Here is an 18,441-nt window from a genome sequence, read left to right on the forward strand (position 1 = left end):
GAGACCATCCACGACTGGATCGAACTCCCGCTGGCCTGAGCCGGTCGGGATTACTACCGATCATTCAACAACGTTTTTGCATACGCAGTAGATATTGTCACGGGATGAGTGGCACGGCACGTCGGACCGACGGAGCGGCGATTCGTCGGGGGAAGACATGAGCACGAAGACGCGTCTCGCACAGCAACTGGGCGTCGTGGCCGGGTTCGAGAACCCGCGAGTGGACCTGGAACAGTACCGGACGCCGCCCGATATCGCTGCGCACCTGATCCACACGGCCGACCTGCAGGGCGATATCGAGGACCGCGTGGTCGTCGACCTCGGGACCGGGACCGGGATGCTCGCGCTGGGGGCGGTGCTCCGCGGACCGAAGCGGGTCGTCGGTGTCGACCTCGACCCGGACCCGCTTGCGACCGCGCGGGCCAACGAGCGCCGCGTCGCGGCGGCCGCCGACGTGGAGTGGGTCCGCGGCGACGCCACGCAGGTTCCGCTCGCGCCCAAAGAGCCGACGACAGTCGTGATGAACCCGCCCTTCGGCGCCCAGTCCGGCAACGAACACGCCGACCGCGGCTTCCTCGCCACCGCCGCCGCGATCAGCGAGGTCTCCTACTCCATCCACAACGCCGGCAGCGAGGAGTTCGTCGAGTCGTTCGCCGGCGACAACGGCGGGACCGTGACCCACGCCTTCGCCGCCGAACTCGACTTGCCCCACCAGTTCGACTTCCACGACGCCGAACGACAGACCATCGACGTCGAGGTCTTCCGGATCGCCTGGGACGGCGCGGAGACGTAGCACGAACGACGACGGCCCCGCCCCTAGTCCCGCTGTGCCCGCGGAACGACCTTGTTCGCGACGCGGACCCGCGTCCTGTCCCGGACCGCGAACAGGTCCTGTCCCGACCGTTCGAGGGTCAGCCCGGCGACGCTCGTCCCGTTCGACTTGACCGGGACCGGTGCACGGCCGAGCACAGACCCGTTCCGCGTCACGACCACCTCGAACCCCTCCTCGACCGGCGCGATAGACACGTTCCGGCCGTCGATCACCGGTTCGGCGCGGACCCGCTCCGTCGCGTAGGCGAGTCGCTCCTGTTCTCCTTCCGCACGGAGGGTCACTTTGTACGCGGACCCGTTGCCGACCAGTGACCACCCCTCCCGGTTCGCGTACACGGATTCTCGCCAGCCGAGGCCGCCGACGCGGACGGTGGCCCGCCCCCGGTGGGCCAGGTTACCCTTCGAGACCTCCTGTATCCAGAGGCTACGACGCTCGCTGAAGACGACGACGCCGCTGGAGCGGATCTGCCGGGCGTCGTCGTAGAGGTAGTCGTTGACCAGCGAGACGTACTGGTCGGGCGCGCCCTCGACGTACGTGACGGTGTAGTCGCGGATCTCCACTGTCCGGGCGTCGTCGGGGAGGTCGCCCGACACGGTCGTCAGTCCGAACGGGACCGCGACGGCGCTGAGCACGACCAGGACCACGACGAGGACGCGCACCCCAGTCCCGCGAGTCGGTCGGCCGAGCGACGGAACCAGCCGGCGGTCACTGGCGGTGACGCCGTTCGCGACGAGCGCGGCGAACAGGAACATCAGCCCGACCCCGACCGCCCGGTAGAGGACGTACGTGTTCGAGCCGACGGGGGCGTAGATCGCCCACAGCGACTGCCGGATCCCGAATATCAGGGCCGCGAACCACAGGTACAGCGGGTCGGGATACTCGTTCCGACGCGCGAGGAGGGCGATCCCGAGCACGGCGCCGAACAGGATACCGATGGCGTGGCCCTGGATAGCGATGTCGGCCCACCACGGGGAGTAGAAGCTCGGTCCGGGCTCCCGCGTGATGAGCGGGTTCCGAAGGGCGCGGTAGAGGAGGTCGACCACGCGCTCGCTCACGAGGACCAGTACGGCGAGGAGCGGGCGCGTGACCACGGCAAAGCCGATGTAGGCGTAGACGACGCCGGAGAAGCCGATGACCGGTCCCAGCGAGAAGAGCCCCGTGAACACGCCGGCGACGAGCGACCCGGCCGGAACCGCGAGGACCCGGACGAACGGATTGGTCAGCGGCGACGCGAACGACTCGGAACCGCGCTCTCTGGGGTAGTGGCCGACGTAGTACTCGACGACCGGTGCGAACAGGAGGGTGCCCGTCAGGTTGCCCGTGATGTGGCCGACGCCGTTGTGGGCGAACCCAGCGACGAGCGTCCCCAGCGGGTAGAAGTACGACCACGAGCGGAACGGGATCACCAGCGGGTTGTTGGGGTGCTCCCAGCCGCCTTGGACGACCCAGTAGACGAGCACGACGCCGAACATCGTCAGGAGCGTCCCCCACGGGACCCCGAGGACGAAGCGGCGGCGCAAGCGGTCACCCCACCGTCGGTCGGTCGGCGTCAGCGAGCGCGCGACCGCCAGCGACAGGAGGACGGCGACCACCAGGAAGAGCTGCTGCAGGGGGAGGACCTCGGCGACCGTTCGGGCGCGTTCGAGGACCGCCCGGAGGAGCGATTCTGGGACCGACTGCGACATGACCGCCACAATGGAGCGCGGTAAGTTAGCGTTGGTGGCCGGACGCCCGTCGTGTCGGGCGGTCGTGCCGGACGGTCGCGTCGCCGGGCCGGCGATAACGGACGGGCCGCTGTCGGACAGCGGACTACGCGAGCCACAGGATTTTCGGACCTCGGCGCCGTTGTCTCCGCCAATGGGAGTTCGGCCACCGTCGAACGACGTGGACGAGGAACCGGACGTCGTCGAGTTCGGTATCGCGGCACTCGACGCGCGACTGGCCGACGCGGCAATCGAGTTCCCCGTCGCGACCGAGGAACTCGAAGAGCGCTTCGGGGACGCGACAGTGCCCTACGACGCCGCCGGCAACGAGATGCCGCTCGCCGAAGCGCTCGCCGAGACCGACCGTCGGTCCTTCGACTCCGAGGACGACCTGCTCAACGCGCTCCACCCCGTCTTCGAGCGCAAACGGCGCGCGGCCTCGACGAGCCTCCTCTCACAGCTCCGGGCGCTCGTCCCCTTCTGAGTCTCCCCGCGCGAGCGGTCAGTCCGACCGACTGCTGGTGGGCGAGGGCTCGCGCTCCGCCTCTGCCTCCGCCTCGTCGGCCGCGCCGACCGACTCCTCGCCAGCGGCGGGGCCGTCGGCTGCTGGCCCGACGCCGTCCGCCGGGGGCTCGTCGCTCAGTCGCTCCGCGAGGTCCTCCAGTTGCCGTGTCTGCTCGCGATTGAGCGTGACGATCATGTCCGAGAGGACGCCGAACATCAGGAGCTGGACGCCGAAGAGGATCGCGGAGGCGCCGAGGACGGCTATCACCTCGTGAGAAGTCTTCGGGACCGTGATCCACTCGTAGGCGACGTACGCGCCGAGGACGACGCCGACGATCGTGCTGACGGCGCCCACGCTCCCGAAGTAGAACAGCGGGTTGTTCGTCTTCGCCATCTTGTACAGCGTGAGGATGATGTCGGCGCCGTCCCGGAACGGGCGGAGGTTGGTCTCCGACTCGTCGGGACGGGCCAGGTACCGGATCGGGACGACCTCCGTCCTGACGTTGTGTTTCACGCACTCGACGGCCATCTCGGTCTCGACGCCGAAGTGGTCCTCCGTCAGCGAGATGCGCTCGATCGCCTCGCGAGTGAGCGCACGGTAGCCGCTGAGGATGTCCTGATAGTCGCGCCCGTGGATGAGCGCGAAGGCGCGGTTGATGACGCCGTTACCGAACTGGTTGAGGCGAGTCATCGCGCCCGACTCCATGTCCGCGAAGCGGTCGCCGATGACGTGCTCTGCCCGGCCGTCGAAGATCGGTTCGAGCATCGCCTTCGCGTCCTCCGCCCGGTAGGTCTGGTCGCCGTCGAGCATGAGGACGATCGGGGCGTCTGTCAGTTCGAACCCTTCCTGCAGGGCCTGTCCCTTGCCTTTCGAACCGCGCTGCTGGACGACCCGTGCGCCCTTCTCCTCGGCGATCGACGGGGTGCCGTCGGTCGATCCGCCGTCGATGACGAGGATGTCGTCGAACCCCTCCGCGCTGAACGACTCGACGACCGGTCCGATCGTCTCGGACTCGTTGAGCGTGGGCACCAGCACGCAGACGTCGTCGTACTCTCCCATCGTCCCCGTTTCGACACTCCGAGAGAAAAAGGTTCCCTGTTGGACCCGCTCACTGCCGCGTGTGACCCGTCTCGTCACCGTTCGATCCACATCGGTCGAGAGCCTCGACCGCGGACGCGTCCGTCAGTCGTCGGCGCGCTGCTCGCTCAGGTGCTCCCAGATCTCCGTACAGCCGCAGCCGTCGGCGACCTCCTCCAGGTGCTCGTCGGCTGCGTGCTCGTCGTCCGCGCGTTCCTCGTCACCGAGATCGTCGTCCGCGTTGTCGAGCTCGACCATAGTTACTCAGCTTGTGAGTAACCAAGGCGTGATAGGATAAGTACCTTTCGGGGGCATTTTAAATGCGGGCGCCGATTGTGACGGTGACATGAGTGGCGAGGACACCGGGTGGTTCGACACGCTGGGGTTGACAGAGTACGAGGCGACGGCCCTGCGGAAACTGCTGACGCTCGGCCGAACGACGGCGCCCAACCTCGCGGAAGCGACCGACATCCCCAAGGCGCGGATCTACGGCGTCCTCGAGTCGCTCTCGGACCGGGGGTTCATCAAGATCATCCCGGGCCGCCCGAAGGAGTACCAGCCCAAACCGCCCGAGGCGATCCTCGACCGCGCCGTCGAGAACCGCCGGCAGGACTTCGAACAGTTCGCCGGCACCGTCGGGGAGTTCCGCGAGGAGTTCCTCGCTGAGTTCCGCCCTCGCTACGAACAGGCGAGCGAGGACATCACGCCAACCGAGGAACTGTTCCACGTCGTCGACGTCGGCGAACCGAGCGAACGCGAGACCCGCCGGCTCTACCACGAGGCGACCGACTCGATCCACGTCGTCACCAAGAGCTTCGAGTACTTCGACTCCGTCGAGCCCGCCTTCGCCGACGCGCTGGACAGGGGCGTCGACATCTCGATCCTGATGCTCGTCCCCGAGTTCCTCTCGACGGAACCGCGCGACGAGCCCGCGATCCAGCGCGAGATCGTCGAGGGGATCCGCGCGGAGTACCCCTCGGTCGAGATCCGGTTCTCGACCGGCAAGCTCCCCTTCCGCGGCAACGTCGCCGACCCGAGCCTCGACTACGACACCGGGTCGGCCATCCTGCTCGTCGAGGAGGAGGACGTGCCCAACCACATGCGTCAGGCCGCGATCACCGACAACGCGTCCTTCGTCGCCGGCCTCAAGCGGTACTTCGACCTGATCTGGGAGTACGAGAGCGAATCGGCCGACATCCTGGAGTAGCGAGCCGGTGCGGCGGCGCGGCCGATGGTCGCCCCCGCCGACGAGAGCGAAAGCGAATCTTCTTTGCGCCACCCCCGGAAGCGAGGGGCGATCACTGGTGACCATCACTCCATGATTGCCGACTCGTCAGTCGCCCTCGGCGTCCCCGTCTACGAGCGCACAGAGAAGCTCCGGAACCTCCTCGAATCGGCCGGACACGTGCCGATCGACACCGTCTACGTCGCCGACAACGGCCACACCGAGGAGCGCGAGGCGGTGTACGACACCGACTACGAGTTCGACCTCGTCGTCCTCGACGTCGAGTACGACTCCGGACTCGGCAACTGCCGGCGGACCGTCGTCGACAGTCTGGAGGAGGACTACCTGGTCATCGCCGACAGCGACCACACTATCCCGGAGAACGTGGACACCCTCGTCCACCAGCTCGAGGCTCGACCGGCGTTCGGCGGGATCTGCGGACTCCTGTTCGAGCACGGGGGCCTCCGGGGCACCTGCCACGACCTCTACGAGAAAGACGACGTCCTGATCCGCGACATCCGCGGCAAGGACGCCGAACTCGTCGCCGGCCAGCCGCTGTTCGAGTTCGACTTCCTCCAGAACGTCGCCGCGTTCCGCCGCGAGTGCGTCGAGGAGTACGCCTGGGACCCGAACCTCCAGCAGGGCAAACCCCACCTCGACTTCTACGTCGGCCACAAGCGCCGGACGGACTGGCGCTTCGGCTGCTGTCCCGCGGTGCAGTTCCCGCACTACCCCGGCGGCAGCAGCTCCTACACGGCCAACCGGAACAAGCGCGAGCGGCTGATGGACGCCCGCGAGTACTTCCTCGACAAGTGGGGGTACCGTCAGATCGTCTACGGTCAGCTGGAGTGGCTGGAGACGCAGGACCGATTGCCGTCCGACGGGCGCGTCGCGGAACTGCTCGCGAAGCGAGTGCTCACACGCCTGCCGGTCGACGTGCAAGCCAAGGTGACCGACGCTCGCCAGTTCGCGCGCCGCCTCACCAACAGACCGCCGCTTTGAGCGGCGTTCACGACCGCCACAATCCGCGGTCGGCCGCCTCCTCCTACACGTATCCGAGTTCTGCGAGCCGGTCCTGAACGTCCTCCGGCACGTCCTGGTTCGCACCCAGGTCCACGTCCCGGACGTCGAGCGTGTCGACGATCTCGTCGATGGCCGCCCGGATCGTCTCCTCGTCCGCGCCGTTCCACGTGCCGAACCCGTTCCGGGTCTCGCAGCCGAAGGAGCCGTCCTCGACGACCGCCCCGCGGAGTGTCGCGTCGTACTGCTCGATGACCTCGTCCGAGTAACCCTGGTTCTGGAGGTGCGAGATACGCTCGCTGCGGAGGCCGTGGCGCTCGCTGAGGTAGGACCGCGAATCGCGACTCGCCCGGAGGTCACGGCCGCGCGCCTCGTCGTCGGAGACGCCCGCCGCGGCCAGGACCGTCCGGTAGACGTCGAGCAGGCCGACTGTCTCCTCCCGGACCGTCACCTCGTCGCCGCCGTCCCAGACCGAGAGGGGGACGTGCGTCAGCTCCGGGTAGAGACCGTGACTGTGGCCCCAGACGTCGTCCTCCCCGAACATCTCGCCGTGGTCCGACAGCGTCACGACGACGTCGAACTCCGCGCGGAGTTCCGCGAAGATGTCGCGGTAGACGTCCGAGAGGTAGCGCACGCAGTCGTCGTACGCCTGCCGCACGTCCGCTGTGTCCGCTTCCGGGCCGTCGCCCACGGTCTCCTCGAAACTCGGGTTCGCGGAGACGTCGACCGTCCGGTAGTCCTCGGGGGCGTTGTAGGGCCCGTGGGCCTCCATCAGGTTGCAGAAGAAGAACTCGTCGTCGCCGAAGTCGGTCGACTCGATCATCTCGAGCGCCTCGCTGGCGCCGTCGTCCGCCCCCGCGATGGACGTGATACCCAGGTCGCGGGCTTTCATCTTCACCCCGAACGCGAGCGACTCGACAGTGTTCACGTCTGACGCGAAACAGCGCTTGACGGCCTTGAGGAAGCGCGTCGGTCCCTCGCCGCGCGTCTCGGAGATGAACTCCGCCCAGTCGACGATGTCCGGGTCGCGGCGTCGTCCCCGCCAGCTGTGGCGGAACTCGTCGAACCCGCGCGTGAAGTCGAACACGTCCGCGATGTTGGCGTTCGCGCTGAACCCGCGCGTGGTGTAGCCCGCCTCGGAGAGGTGCTCCGCGAGGACCGTCTTCTCGCAGTCGAGCGCCGTCGCCTTCGCGTAGACGCCCAGTTCGCTCGGGTAGCGCCCGCCGAACAGCGTGCCGTGGACCGGGACGGTCCACCCGCCGACCGACCACGCGTTCTCGTATCTCGTCCCGGGCAGCCAGTCGAAGTGCTCGTCGAACGAGTCCTTCCTGAGCGTGTCCAGCACGACCACCGCGACGTTCGTCATTCGTCCTCCATGGTTACATGTACCCGAGATCCTCGAGCTGTTCTTTCACGCGTTCGCCGCCGTCGCCGCCGTCGCCCGTCTCGCTCCGGTGGGTCGGCGCTCCCGCGTGGTCGCGCCGGTCGAGTTCCGCTTCGATCGCCGCCCGGACGTCCGTGACGCCCTCGATCGAGTCGACGAGCGAGGCGTCCGTCGCCGCGACCATCGCCTCGTCGGTGTGGACACCGTCCTGGAGCCCGTGGTCGCTGACGAGGAGCAGTTCGTCGTCCGGCCCGAGGTCGTCGCGGAGTTCGCCGACGAACTCGTCGATCTCCTCGTAGGCGGCCCGCTGGAGGGCCGGGCGGTCGTAGCTCACGTGTCCGATCAGGTCGAGCCCGCTCGTGTAGGAAAAGACGAGTTCGTAGCGGCCGCCGCGGTAGGCCCGCCGCGTCCGCGCGATACGGATCATCGCCATCTCCAGGCACTGCTCGTAGAACGTCTCCGGGTCCGAGGAGGTGTGTCCGCCGGTCGCCTCGGGGTCGCGTTCGAAGAGGTCGCCGAGGCTCCGGCGGAGAACGTGTTCGCGGTCCTCGCTGTCCGGGTCGAGGACGTAGTTCGGGACGCCGATCGCGTCGGACGCCCGTCCGTCGAAGACGGTGGTGAGGTCGTTGTCCGCGTAGTACGTGGCCGGCGTCCGGAACGCGTCGGTGTCCGTGTTCGTCAGGAGCCAGGCGCCGATGCGCGACTGGAGTCCGTCGGGGATCACGTAGTCGGCGACGCGGCTGCCGGCGTTCAACACCGGGTTACCCCAGGCGACGCCGTCGTCCTCGAGCTGGAGACCGTGCTCGGCGGGGGTGAGACCGGTGATGATCGTCGGCCACAGTTCGTGCGTGCTCGGCTCGCCAGTGTGACTGGCGATCGTCTCGATAGCGCGGTGGGCCTCGAGGGCGAGGTTCGGGTGGTCGTCCGGCTCGACGAGGTCCGGGTCGAGCGCGTCCACGCCCAGCACGACGAGCGTCATCTACCGTCCCGGAGACCGCCGCCGCTCAAGTATTTTGCCGTTCCCCCAGCGAACGCACGCCGAGGTCGAAGCGGCGACGACCGACGAGCGAACCCGATAAGCATTACTGTTCCGACAGACTCAGGGCGGACATGGCCCGGAACGTCGTCTTCGTGGTCCTCGACTCCGTCCGGAAAGATTACTTCGACGAGTTCGCTCCCCGGCTGGCCGACGCGGCGGACGTCTCGTTCGAACACTGTCGCGCCGCGAGCAACTGGAGCCCCTCCAGTCACGGCGCGATCGTCACGGGCGAACTGCCGCACGTCTCCGGCCTCCACAGCCACGACCCCACCTACGACGACATCCCTCTCGAAGACACGTTCCTCGACGCCTTCGCCGACCACTACCGGTTCGCCGTCAGCAGCAACCTCTTCGTCGCGCGACCGTACGGCTTCGACGAGTACTTCGACGACTTCACCAACGTCTCCCGCCACTCCGTGTTCGCCGAGGGCGAGGAGATCGACTCATTCCTCCACGACGTCGACGCCGAGGGAGTCCGACGGTACGTGGAGTTCGTCAAGCAGGCGCTCGCCCACGACGAGACGGTCAAGAGCATCGCGAACGGACTGATGCTCAAGACGAACGACTACCTCGAGGGGGTGCCGATCCCCCGGCTCTGGGACTACGGCGCGCGGACGCAGCTGTCCCACGCGACCGACCTCGCGGCGGCCGGCCGGGAACCGTTCTTCGGCTTCCTGAACCTGATGGAGACGCACAATCCGCACGCGAACAACGTCTTCTACGGCGCCGACGATGTCTCCGACGCCTGGTGGTCCGACAAACACCGGACGGTCCCGTTCAACAACTTGCTACTCGACGACCCGGACGGCTACGACGACCACGTCCAGCACTATCGCGACGTGTACGCCGCCTCAATCGAGTACGTCGACCGCCTGCTCGTCCCGTTCGTGGAGGAACTCCAGCGCGTGAGCGACCACGAGACGACCGTCGTCGTGACCGCCGACCACGGCGAGAACCTCTGTTACCCGGATGACGACGGCATGCTGGGCCACATCGGCAACGTCACCGAGTCCCTGCTACACGTCCCGCTGCTCGTGTTCAACGCGCCCGAGTCGGTGCGCGAACCCGACGACACGTACTTCTCCCAACTCGACCTCGGAACCCTGCTAGCGGGCCTCGCCGAGGACGAACTGCCCGTGGAGTACCGGGACAGAGTCCCCGTCGAGGTCGTCGGCGGCGCGCCGCCCGACCACGTCGAGAACTACGACTACTGGGACCGCATGATCCGCGCGGTGTACGACGGCGACCGCAAGTACGTCTGGGACTCCTTCGGCGACCGGACGGTCTACGGCATCGACCGCGACCGCCCCTGCCGGCAGACCGAAGTCGACGAACCGTGGGACGACACGGTCGAGGAACTCTTCGAAGTAGAGTTACACGAGTTCAAGGGCCGGTTCAGCGACGCACAGGAGAAAGACTGGGGCGACGACGTGCCGGAGGAGCGACTCAAGCGACTCGGGTATCTGTAGGGTGGTCGCGGGACCCTGTCCCCGCAGCCACGGTTGTGGGAGAATTCCTCACGGTCGACGAGGAGAACACAAGGATTTCAAACCGTCGCAGAGAAGCGGACGCGTGTCAGAGAGAGTGGTGCGTTCGCGCCATCTGCGGCCGGATACCCGGGGGTTCGATCTGTGAGTTCTCGTATCGGAAAAACAGCTGTCATCCACTTCCTCACCCAGATCGGCACGACCGTTGCCGGGTTTGTCGCGACGTGGTACATCAACTGGCGGCTCGGTCCGGGCGTCTTCGGTTCGTACTCCACGGCGCTCGCGCTGTTGTTCTGGTTGAACATCCCTGCGAGCGCGCTCGGCGATTCGATGACGAAACGCATCAGCGAGGGCGACCGACCCGGCGCGTTCGTCTCGACCGGATTCCTGTTGAACATCGGCATCCACCTCGCCATCGTCGCCGTCATCGTTGCGTTTCGCGGCCAGGTCAACGTATTCGTCGGCACGGATGTCGCGCTGTTGCTCGCCTCGCTGGTCGGGGGCCGAGGAGTGTTCGATGCGACGCTGTACGCCCTCAGGGGGAACAAACAGGTCGACACCGCCGGATTCGTCAAGACCGGGGAGCAGGTCGTCCGGTCGGCCGTCCAGATAGGAGCGCTGTTCTTCCTCGGCGTGGGCGTCGCAGGGCTCGTCGCGGGATACAGCGTCGCGGTGGCTATTTCGACCGTAGCGGGACTATTCGTCCTGAAAACACGGTACGAGCGGCCGTCCATGGAGCAGGTTCGAAGCTTGTTCGCGTTCGCTCGGTTCGCCTGGCTCGGGACGATCAAGAACAAGGCGTTCGCCTGGTCAGACGTGATGATGATGCGGGCGCTCAGTCTCTCTATCGTCGGGCTCGCGAGCGTCTCGAAGGTCCAGATCGGTATCTACACTGTCTCGTGGACGGTCGCGTCCGTCCTCGCGCTGTTCAGTATCTCGATCAACAAGACGCTCTTCCCCGAGATCAGCGAACTGGGCGTGAAAGACGATTACGACCAGATCCATCACCTCCTCAACGAGGGCATCGCGTTCACGGGGGTCTTGCTCGTCCCCGGACTCCTCGGCGCCGTCACGGTCGGAGAGACGCTGTTGACGATATTCGGGCCAGAGTACGCCCGCGGAGGGACGATTCTGGTCGTCCTCATCGCTGCCCGTCTGTTCGCGGCCTACGGGGACTACCTGAACAACGCGATAAACGCCGTTAATCGGCCCGACGTGGCGTTCAAGGTCAACTTCGTCTACGTCGTCGCGAACCTCTCACTGAACGCGGTTCTCATAACCCTGTTCGGCTGGTACGGCGCAGCGGCCGCGACCGCGCTGTCGGCGCTCGGCAGCGTCGCTGTGGCCGGGTACGCGCTGTCGACCATCATCGGCTCTATCGACGTTCCGTACGGTGAAATCGCCCGGCAACTCGCCGCGTCGGCGCTCATGTTCGCAGTCGTATTCGGCCTCGACAGCGTCCTCCCCCAGACACTCCTCACAGCTATCGTGATCGTGGCCGTCGGTGCTGCCCTGTACATCACGTCGCTGACGGCCATCTCCAGTCGCGTTCGGACGAAGCTGTTTTCGGTACTGGCCTGACCGGCGACCGTCGCCGAACGCGATTTAGCAACCTTTTCGACAGCGAGCGAACAACCGGGCGATATGTCTCGGGGACGCGAGGTGTTCCGTCGGCCGGTCGAACGGATTCGCGCCGACGTCGCGGCCGACCCGTATCTGCCGTATCTGCTCTTGCTGGCGCTGGTAACGTGTGGGTTCGGCGTCTGGTTTCGGCTCCCGAACTTCGCCGCGCCGGACGAGTACTCCCGGTTGATCCAGCCGATGAAAGTCGCCGGCGAGTTCGTCGCCGACCCGAGGTTCGAGTCCGTCAGAGCGGGCATCACGGACGGACGGGCCCTCGGTGCGACCTTCTACCTCTACGCGGTCGTGCTCGCTCCCGTCTTCCTCGTCGTTCTCGCGAGCGGGAACCTCGGCGAGTTCGCCACGCTCGGCACCATCGAGTCGCGGTGGGACCTCTGGCACGCCGCACCGGCGTGGTTCTGGGCCGGGTCGGTCCTGCTCGGACGCCTCGTCAGCGTCGCTCTCGGCGTCGGGTGTGTCTACCTGACCTATCGCCTCGGCGTCGAACTGCGCGACCGTTTCGCCGGGCGCCTCGCCGCGCTCCTGCTCGCGCTCTCGCTCGGGTTCTTCTCGCAGGCCCACATGATCGGGGAGGACCTCCCGATGCTCTTCCTCCTGCTCGCATCCGTCCTGCTGGCCGGACGCTACGTCGAGAGCGGCCGGCCCGTCCACTTCCTGCTCGGGTGTCTCACCGGCGGCCTCGCCATCGCGTTCAAACTCTCGGGCGGCGCGGCCGCGGTCGTCCTCGGCGTCGCCCTCCTCGTCCGCGCCGGCCGCAGCGACGATCCGCTCGGCGAGCTGACGCGACCGCGTGTCGTGCTGGGAGGGCTCGTAGTCGGCGCCCTGTCGGTCACCGTCGGCATCCCGAGCGTCCTGCTCGGCGGCCCGATGGAGCTGCTGACCAGAGCGGGCGGATCGATCGCCTCGAAGACCGGGAAGTCGGGCGGCCTGGACGCGCCGATCTGGTACTGGCTGTTGCGACAGTACGTCCGCGGTCTCGGACTGCCGCTGTTCGTCGCTACCGTCGCCGGTGCGGTCGCTACGGTCGGTCACCTCGTCGAACGCCGCGGCCGGGTCGACCCGCTCTACTGGCTGTTGCTGACGGCCGCCGCGGTGTTCCTGTTCGTCTACTCCGGGTGGGAGTTCGTCCGCCTCCGGCACGTCGTGCCGACGTTTCCACCCCTGCTCGTCCTGTTCGCGGCGGCGGCGAGTCGCTGGCGGGAGAGCGACCGTCCGCGACTGCGGACGGGGATCCGCGCCGCGCTCGTCGTCGTGGTGCTGTCGACCGCGCTGACGGCCGGTGTCGCGGAAGCCGGGTACGTGACGGAGCCGCGTGACCAGGCGACCCGCTGGATCGCCGCGAACGCGGCGTCGGGAGAGACGGTGACGGTGTACGAGAACTCCGTCGCGGACATCGCGACGCCACACGGGCGAGAGACGAGTCACTTCGACTACCGGGAGCAACAGGCCACGTCGAACGCTTCGCTCGTGTCGAACGAGTCGCGGTACACCGAGTGGATGACCGACACGCCAGACCGGGAGCCCGCGTTCGTCCAACTGACGGCGAACGAACTGGCCTACGTCGACCCGACAGACACCGACTATCACCAGTACCCGGAGCGTCGCGAGTACATCGAGGGGCTCCTGAACGGGGAGTACGGCTACGAGGTCGTCGCGGAGTTCGGCCGCTGGGAGCGGACGGAGACGCTCCGGGACGACTTCCGGCAGGCGGTCTTCACGCCGGAGGTCGAGGGACAGGAGCGGTACGTCGTGATACTGGCGCCGGAAGAGCGGGTCGGGCCGGGAGAGACGGCGACGCGGGCGGGCGTGCGATCCGCCGACTGAGCCCGCCGGGGCGCCCGGCAGTCGCGGACTGCGTGCTTCCGAAGAGGTTGTATACGTGCCCGAAAAATGGAGAGACGAGCTCTGTATGAGAGATGTCGTTCTACTAACGGCCGACTCGGTTCGCCGGGACTACGTGGACGCGATGCCGTTCGTCGACTCCCACGACGTCCTGACCGGCGTCACCGCCGGGCACTACACCCGCCCGAGTCTGGCCGCCCTCCAGTCCTCGCGTCTGCGAGCGTCCGTCCAGTCGAAGGTCATCGGGCCCGCGCTCGCCGAGGTGTTCGGCGAGGCCGGGTACACGACGATCGGGCTCGTTCCGACCGCGCAGGCCGACCCGGCGTTCGATTTCGACGCCGGGTTCGACCACTACGACAACTACATGAGCGGGTCCGGGAACGCCGCGAAGAACCGGCGGAGCGGTCTCCGGGAGTTCTTCGGTTCGTTCGACATCGTCAGGCAGGTGTACCGACGCGTCTATCCGATGGAGGCCAACATGGACGACCTCCCCGCCGACGATGCGGTCGTCGACGAAGCCATCGAGCGGTTCGACGACGCCGACGGCCCGCGGTTCATCTGGGTCCACCAGATGGAGAGCCACAGACCGTACGGCACCGGGGGAGACGCTATCCCCGGTTCGATCGACCGGAAAGCCGAAGCGAGCGGCGGCCATCACTGGTTCGGGTCCTCCGAAGTCACCGAGACGGAGCGCGAGACGATCCTCGACGCCTACCGTGCCTCCCTGGGCCGTGTGGACGCCAGGATCGAGCGGTTCCTCGACGAGATAGACAGCGACGACCCGATCTTCGCGTTCGCCGCCGACCACGGCGACGAGTTCGGCGAGGAGGAGTACTACTACCACCAGGGGTACCGGCGACGCGTCGCCGACCCGATCATCCGCGTCCCGGTCGTCCTCGACGGCGTCGACACGGTGGGCGACCGGCTCAGTCTACTCGACGTCGCACCGACCCTCGTCGAGAGCGCCGGGCTGACCGCACCCGAAGAGTGGCAGGGCAACGACCTGACTGAGACGACGACCGACGAGACGCTGACCGTCGCCCCGTGGCACGATTCTGCCACCGTGGCCTGGCAGGACTTCGAACGCAAACTGGTCGCTCGCGACGCGGACGTCTCCATCGCCGAGCGCGGCGAGGAGGTCGCAGTCGAGCGGTCCGACGTCTCCGACGAAGTCGAACAGCAACTCCAGAACCTCGGTTACACGGACGCGGGGTGACGCCGGATGTCGAACCCAAATCTGCTGTTCGTCTGTGTCGACTGCCTCCGTGACGACTTCGTCGACACCGAGCACGCCGACACTCCCTTCCTCGACGGCCTCGTCGAGCGAGGCACCCACTACAGCCAGATGTACTCCACGGCGACGACGACGACGCCCTGCGTGACGAGTTTCATGACGGGGACGTACTCCGAACGGAACGGCGTCTACTCGCTGGAGGAGGCGAAACTCGACGAGGGCGTGCCGACGCTCGCCGAGCACCTCTCGGCGGCGGGGTACGACACCCGGGCGCTCGTGACGGGACCCATCGTCGCCGACACCGGTCTCGACCGCGGGTTCGACGAGTATCACTATCGGGACCGGCGTGCGGAACTCGTCGGCGACTGGTTCGACGACGCCGTCGCGGAACTCGAGGACGTATCGGAGCCGTTCTTCTGTTATCTCCACCTCTGGGAGATCCACACGCCCGTCGACGTCCCGGACGGGTACGACGACCCCGAGTACGGACGCTACCCGTACGCGCGGACGTTGTCCGCGCTCGACCGCAGTCTGGAGGCGTTCTGCGACAGGCTGCCCGAGAACACGGTCGTCGCCGTCCACGGCGACCACGGCGAGGCGATCGCGTACCGGGACAGCTACCTGCACAAGGTGCTGAAGTTCCTCCGAACGGGCGTCCGCTACGGGCTGGGCGTCGACACGCGGTCGACCGAACGCAAGCTGAAGCGGCGTTTCGACCGCGACCCACCCATCCACGACCACTTCATGGAGGACGCCCACGGCGAGAACGTCTTCGACTTCACCACGAACGTGCCGTTCGTACTCGCCGGCCCCGGCGTCGAGTCGGACTCGGTCGACGCGCAGGTCAGGCAGGTAGACATCATGCCGACGCTGCTCGACGCCGTCGGCGTCGACCGCGAGGAGACGACCCAGAGCGCCGCGAGCGAAGCAGCGGCCGACGGCGGTGACGAGTCGCCAGCCCGACTAGACGGGCGCTCGCTGCTCCCGCCCGGCGAGGTCGACGACCGCGACGCGTACGTCCGAGCCTGCGGGAAGGCGCTGATCCGCGAGGAGAACTGGCAGCGCGGCGTCCGTTCCGGCGGCTGGAAGTACGTCGAGTACCCCAATCGCGACTGGGAGCCGGAGCTGTACGACCTCGAGGCCGATCCGGACGAACTGAACCCGGTCGAGGACGACAGGGTGGCCAGCCGACTCAGAGCGCGGATTCCCGAGGAAGGCGTCCGCGAGACCGAGAAACTCGAGATCGACGGACTCCTCGAAGACCTCGGCTACAAGTAACGCCGGCGGCCCGGCCGCGGCTCTCGTTCCGGTAGAATGCTCGCTCCGGTCGTTCTCCTGCCTCGACCGGGTCGGTCACCGGATCCAGGTGACGAGAATCGTCCGCGCGAGCCCGACCGCGTACCCCAGTTTCGGCTTCTTCGTCTCGCCGGCCTCGCGCTCGTGGATGGTGACTGGCACCTCCACGATGCGCAGGCCGTTCTTGCGCGACTCGATGATGAGCTCCGGCGCCGAGAATCGCTCCTCGGTGAGCGTCAGCTCTTCGAGGCGGGAGCCCCTGATGGCGCGGAAGCCGTTCGTGCAGTCGGTGATGTCCGTCTTGGCGAGACGGTTGATCAGCCAGGTGAAGGTGCGGATACCGCCCCGACGGGTGATGGAGTTGCCGGAGTTGTCCTCGCCGCGGTAGCGAGAGCCGAGCACGTAGTCGGCCTCGTCGTCGACGATAGGGCGGACGAGTTCCGGCAACTGGTCGACGGGGTGCTGGCCGTCGGCGTCCATCGTGACGACGATGTCGGCGCCGTGCTGGCGCGCGATGTCGAACCCGGTCTTGAGGGCGCCGCCCTGGCCCTGGTTGATCGGGTGTTCGACGACGATGGCGTCGTACTCGTCCGCCGCCCGGCGAGTGGCGTCGTCGGAGCCGTCGGAGACGACGACCGCCTGGACGACGTGGTCGTGGATCCGGCCGGGGAGCTCCGCGAGGACGGGCCCGATGGTGTCGGCCTCGTTGTACGCCGGGATGACGACGTAGAGGGTTCGTTCGTCGACTGCGGCGTCGGTGGTCGCCTGCTGGACGGTCAGACTCCGGGTGAGGTCGCTGACGACCCGCTGGCTCGTGTTGAGCTGCGAGATGAGATAGAAGATCAGCACGAGGAACGTGACGTTCGCGAAGATCTGGATGAGGATGAACCGGCTCTCGAGGTTGAGCAGGCCCGCGAGCGACCCGTACAGACCGGGCGCGAACGCGACGGTCAGCAGTCCGAGCGCGACGGCGACGGCGAGGCCGAACTCGACCCGCGAGAACGTCGTGCGGTAGCGCTCGAACCCCCACAGGAGCGTCACGACGGCCAGCCCGAGAAAGAGCAGTGACAGCGCCTCGTTGCTCAGCCCCGGGAGAACGGCCATGGGCGCGACCGGCGGGTTCGGCAGCATCGTTTCGTGTCGTTGGTCAGACTCGGACGATTTGTATCTGCCGGTCCGGGGGTCAGCCGTGAGACCGGCGCGGAGAACCGACGAGGCAGACGGTTGCCCTCGGGAGAAACACATCGCCCAAGTAGGGCGGGAGTGTACCGCCGATAGGTCGACCCGCCGATGTCCAGGACACAGGCCGCTCTCTCCGTCGATTTCGAGTACTTCACGCACCTGCCGGCCTACCGCGGCGCCCGCGGCACGACCGACCGGCCCGCGGTCGGCCTCGACGGCGTCACGAGCCTGCTCGACGCGTTCGAACGAGCGGACGCGACGGGGACGTTCTTCACTGTCGGCGAAATCGCCGACGAGCGGCCCGAGGTCCTGCAGCGCGTCGCCGACGCCGGCCACGAGATCGGGGGGCACACGCACACCCATCAGCACCTCTCGGACCTCTCCGAGTCCGAGCGTCGCGAGGAACTGGCGACGTCGAGAGAGCGACTGGAAGCGGTCACCGGCGAATCGGTCACCGGCTTTCGCGCGCCGTCGTTCGACCTCGGCCCCGACCACTTCGGGACGCTCGCGGAACTGGGGTACGAGTACGACTCGAGTGTCGTCCCCTGCCGGTCGATCCCGGGCTGGTACGGCGGCGAGTTCGACGCCGAGCGGCCGGTCCGGGCGAGCGCAGTCGACCCGGACGCACCCGACCACGTGGCCGAAGTTCCGGTCTCCGTGATGCCGCGACTCAGACTCCCGCTGACGGGAACCTGGATCCGATTCTTCGGCGTCCAGTACACGATCCTCGGGATGCGCCTGCTCGCCCGGCGCGGGATCGCACCGGTGCTGTACGTCCACCCCTGGGAACTCGTCGACCTCCCGGCGGTCGAGGGAGTCCCCAAGCGCGTGTACGTCAGGACGGGGGCGTACATGCGTCGAGCCGTCCGAAAGATACTCGCGCAGCCGTTCGAGTTCGTCTCGGTCGGGCGCCTCGCCGAGCGTGTCGGCCCGACGGCCGGGAACGCCGCGTCAGCGGCCGGGAGTGAGTAGCC

The 18,441-nt window shown here is 67.4% G+C and carries 16 protein-coding genes; 10 read left to right on the top strand and 6 right to left on the bottom strand.

The window, feature by feature from the left end:
• Positions 1–157 precede the first annotated feature (157 nt).
• Complete coding sequence (locus tag D1409_RS05090) at positions 158–793, top strand: METTL5 family protein (protein WP_123534660.1); 636 nt, start codon at positions 158–160, stop codon at positions 791–793.
• A 23-nt stretch (positions 794–816) separates the two neighbouring features.
• Here the strand turns inward: D1409_RS05090 and D1409_RS05095 are convergent, their stop codons facing one another.
• The gene (locus D1409_RS05095) at positions 817–2,517 is read right to left on the bottom strand and encodes a rhomboid family intramembrane serine protease (protein ID WP_123534662.1); all 1,701 of its coding nucleotides are present in this window, start codon (positions 2,515–2,517) and stop codon (positions 817–819) included.
• A gap of 172 nt (positions 2,518–2,689) precedes the next feature.
• On the opposite strand from D1409_RS05095, the gene D1409_RS05100 reads away from it, so the two are divergent.
• On the top strand, positions 2,690–3,019 hold the full coding sequence (locus tag D1409_RS05100; protein ID WP_123534663.1) for a DUF5789 family protein: 330 nt from the start codon (positions 2,690–2,692) through the stop codon (positions 3,017–3,019).
• Positions 3,020–3,037: 18 nt separating this feature from the next.
• On the opposite strand, the gene aglJ is transcribed toward D1409_RS05100, so the two are convergent.
• Both aglJ and D1409_RS24325 read right to left on the bottom strand, forming a co-directional pair.
• Positions 3,038–4,099 carry an S-layer glycoprotein N-glycosyltransferase AglJ gene (aglJ, locus tag D1409_RS05105; RefSeq protein WP_123534666.1) on the bottom strand — a complete coding sequence of 354 codons (1,062 nt, stop codon included), beginning with the start codon at positions 4,097–4,099 and terminating at the stop codon, positions 3,038–3,040.
• Positions 4,100–4,222: 123 nt separating this feature from the next.
• Positions 4,223–4,375: a hypothetical protein gene (locus D1409_RS24325; protein ID WP_164471566.1), complete on the bottom strand. Its 153-nt coding sequence runs from the start codon at positions 4,373–4,375 to the stop codon at positions 4,223–4,225.
• 88 nt (positions 4,376–4,463) lie between these two features.
• Here D1409_RS24325 and D1409_RS05110 point away from each other — a divergent pair, with 88 nt between their 5' ends.
• Together D1409_RS05110 and D1409_RS05115 are read left to right on the top strand one after the other, a co-directional pair.
• Positions 4,464–5,324 (top strand): TrmB family transcriptional regulator, encoded by an 861-nt coding sequence (locus tag D1409_RS05110; RefSeq protein ID WP_123534667.1) that lies wholly within the window; start codon positions 4,464–4,466, stop codon positions 5,322–5,324.
• A 111-nt stretch (positions 5,325–5,435) separates the two neighbouring features.
• Positions 5,436–6,344 carry a glycosyltransferase family 2 protein gene (locus D1409_RS05115; protein WP_164471567.1) on the top strand — a complete coding sequence of 303 codons (909 nt, stop codon included), beginning with the start codon at positions 5,436–5,438 and terminating at the stop codon, positions 6,342–6,344.
• 43 nt (positions 6,345–6,387) lie between these two features.
• On the opposite strand, the gene D1409_RS05120 is transcribed toward D1409_RS05115, so the two are convergent.
• Both D1409_RS05120 and D1409_RS05125 read right to left on the bottom strand, forming a co-directional pair.
• A complete protein-coding gene (locus D1409_RS05120; RefSeq protein WP_123534671.1) occupies positions 6,388–7,728 on the bottom strand; it encodes a sulfatase-like hydrolase/transferase in 1,341 nt (446 codons plus the stop codon).
• A gap of 13 nt (positions 7,729–7,741) precedes the next feature.
• Positions 7,742–8,725, bottom strand: a complete 984-nt coding sequence (locus D1409_RS05125; RefSeq protein ID WP_123534672.1) for an alkaline phosphatase family protein — start codon at positions 8,723–8,725, stop codon at positions 7,742–7,744.
• 131 nt (positions 8,726–8,856) lie between these two features.
• On the opposite strand from D1409_RS05125, the gene D1409_RS05130 reads away from it, so the two are divergent.
• The 5 genes from D1409_RS05130 (at position 8,857) to D1409_RS05150 (ending at position 16,267) form a co-directional block, all read left to right on the top strand.
• Positions 8,857–10,254 (top strand): sulfatase-like hydrolase/transferase, encoded by a 1,398-nt coding sequence (locus D1409_RS05130; RefSeq protein WP_123534674.1) that lies wholly within the window; start codon positions 8,857–8,859, stop codon positions 10,252–10,254.
• Between the two features lie 162 nt (positions 10,255–10,416).
• Entirely contained in the window at positions 10,417–11,853 is a 1,437-nt protein-coding gene (locus D1409_RS05135) for an oligosaccharide flippase family protein (protein WP_164471568.1), read from the top strand.
• A gap of 63 nt (positions 11,854–11,916) precedes the next feature.
• A complete protein-coding gene (locus D1409_RS05140; RefSeq protein ID WP_123534679.1) occupies positions 11,917–13,737 on the top strand; it encodes an ArnT family glycosyltransferase in 1,821 nt (606 codons plus the stop codon).
• A gap of 85 nt (positions 13,738–13,822) precedes the next feature.
• Positions 13,823–14,971, top strand: a complete 1,149-nt coding sequence (locus D1409_RS05145; RefSeq protein WP_123534681.1) for a sulfatase-like hydrolase/transferase — start codon at positions 13,823–13,825, stop codon at positions 14,969–14,971.
• Between the two features lie 6 nt (positions 14,972–14,977).
• Positions 14,978–16,267, top strand: a complete 1,290-nt coding sequence (locus D1409_RS05150) for a sulfatase family protein (protein WP_123534683.1) — start codon at positions 14,978–14,980, stop codon at positions 16,265–16,267.
• Between the two features lie 75 nt (positions 16,268–16,342).
• Here D1409_RS05150 and D1409_RS05155 read toward each other — a convergent pair whose 3' ends face one another.
• Entirely contained in the window at positions 16,343–17,416 is a 1,074-nt protein-coding gene (locus D1409_RS05155; RefSeq protein WP_206424966.1) for a DUF2304 family protein, read from the bottom strand.
• 159 nt (positions 17,417–17,575) lie between these two features.
• On the opposite strand from D1409_RS05155, the gene D1409_RS05160 reads away from it, so the two are divergent.
• A complete protein-coding gene (locus D1409_RS05160; protein WP_123534685.1) occupies positions 17,576–18,439 on the top strand; it encodes a polysaccharide deacetylase family protein in 864 nt (287 codons plus the stop codon).
• Positions 18,440–18,441: the final 2 nt, after the last annotated feature.

It is taken from the genome of Halosimplex salinum, assembly GCF_003730195.1.
Lineage (GTDB): Archaea > Halobacteriota > Halobacteria > Halobacteriales > Haloarculaceae > Halosimplex > Halosimplex salinum.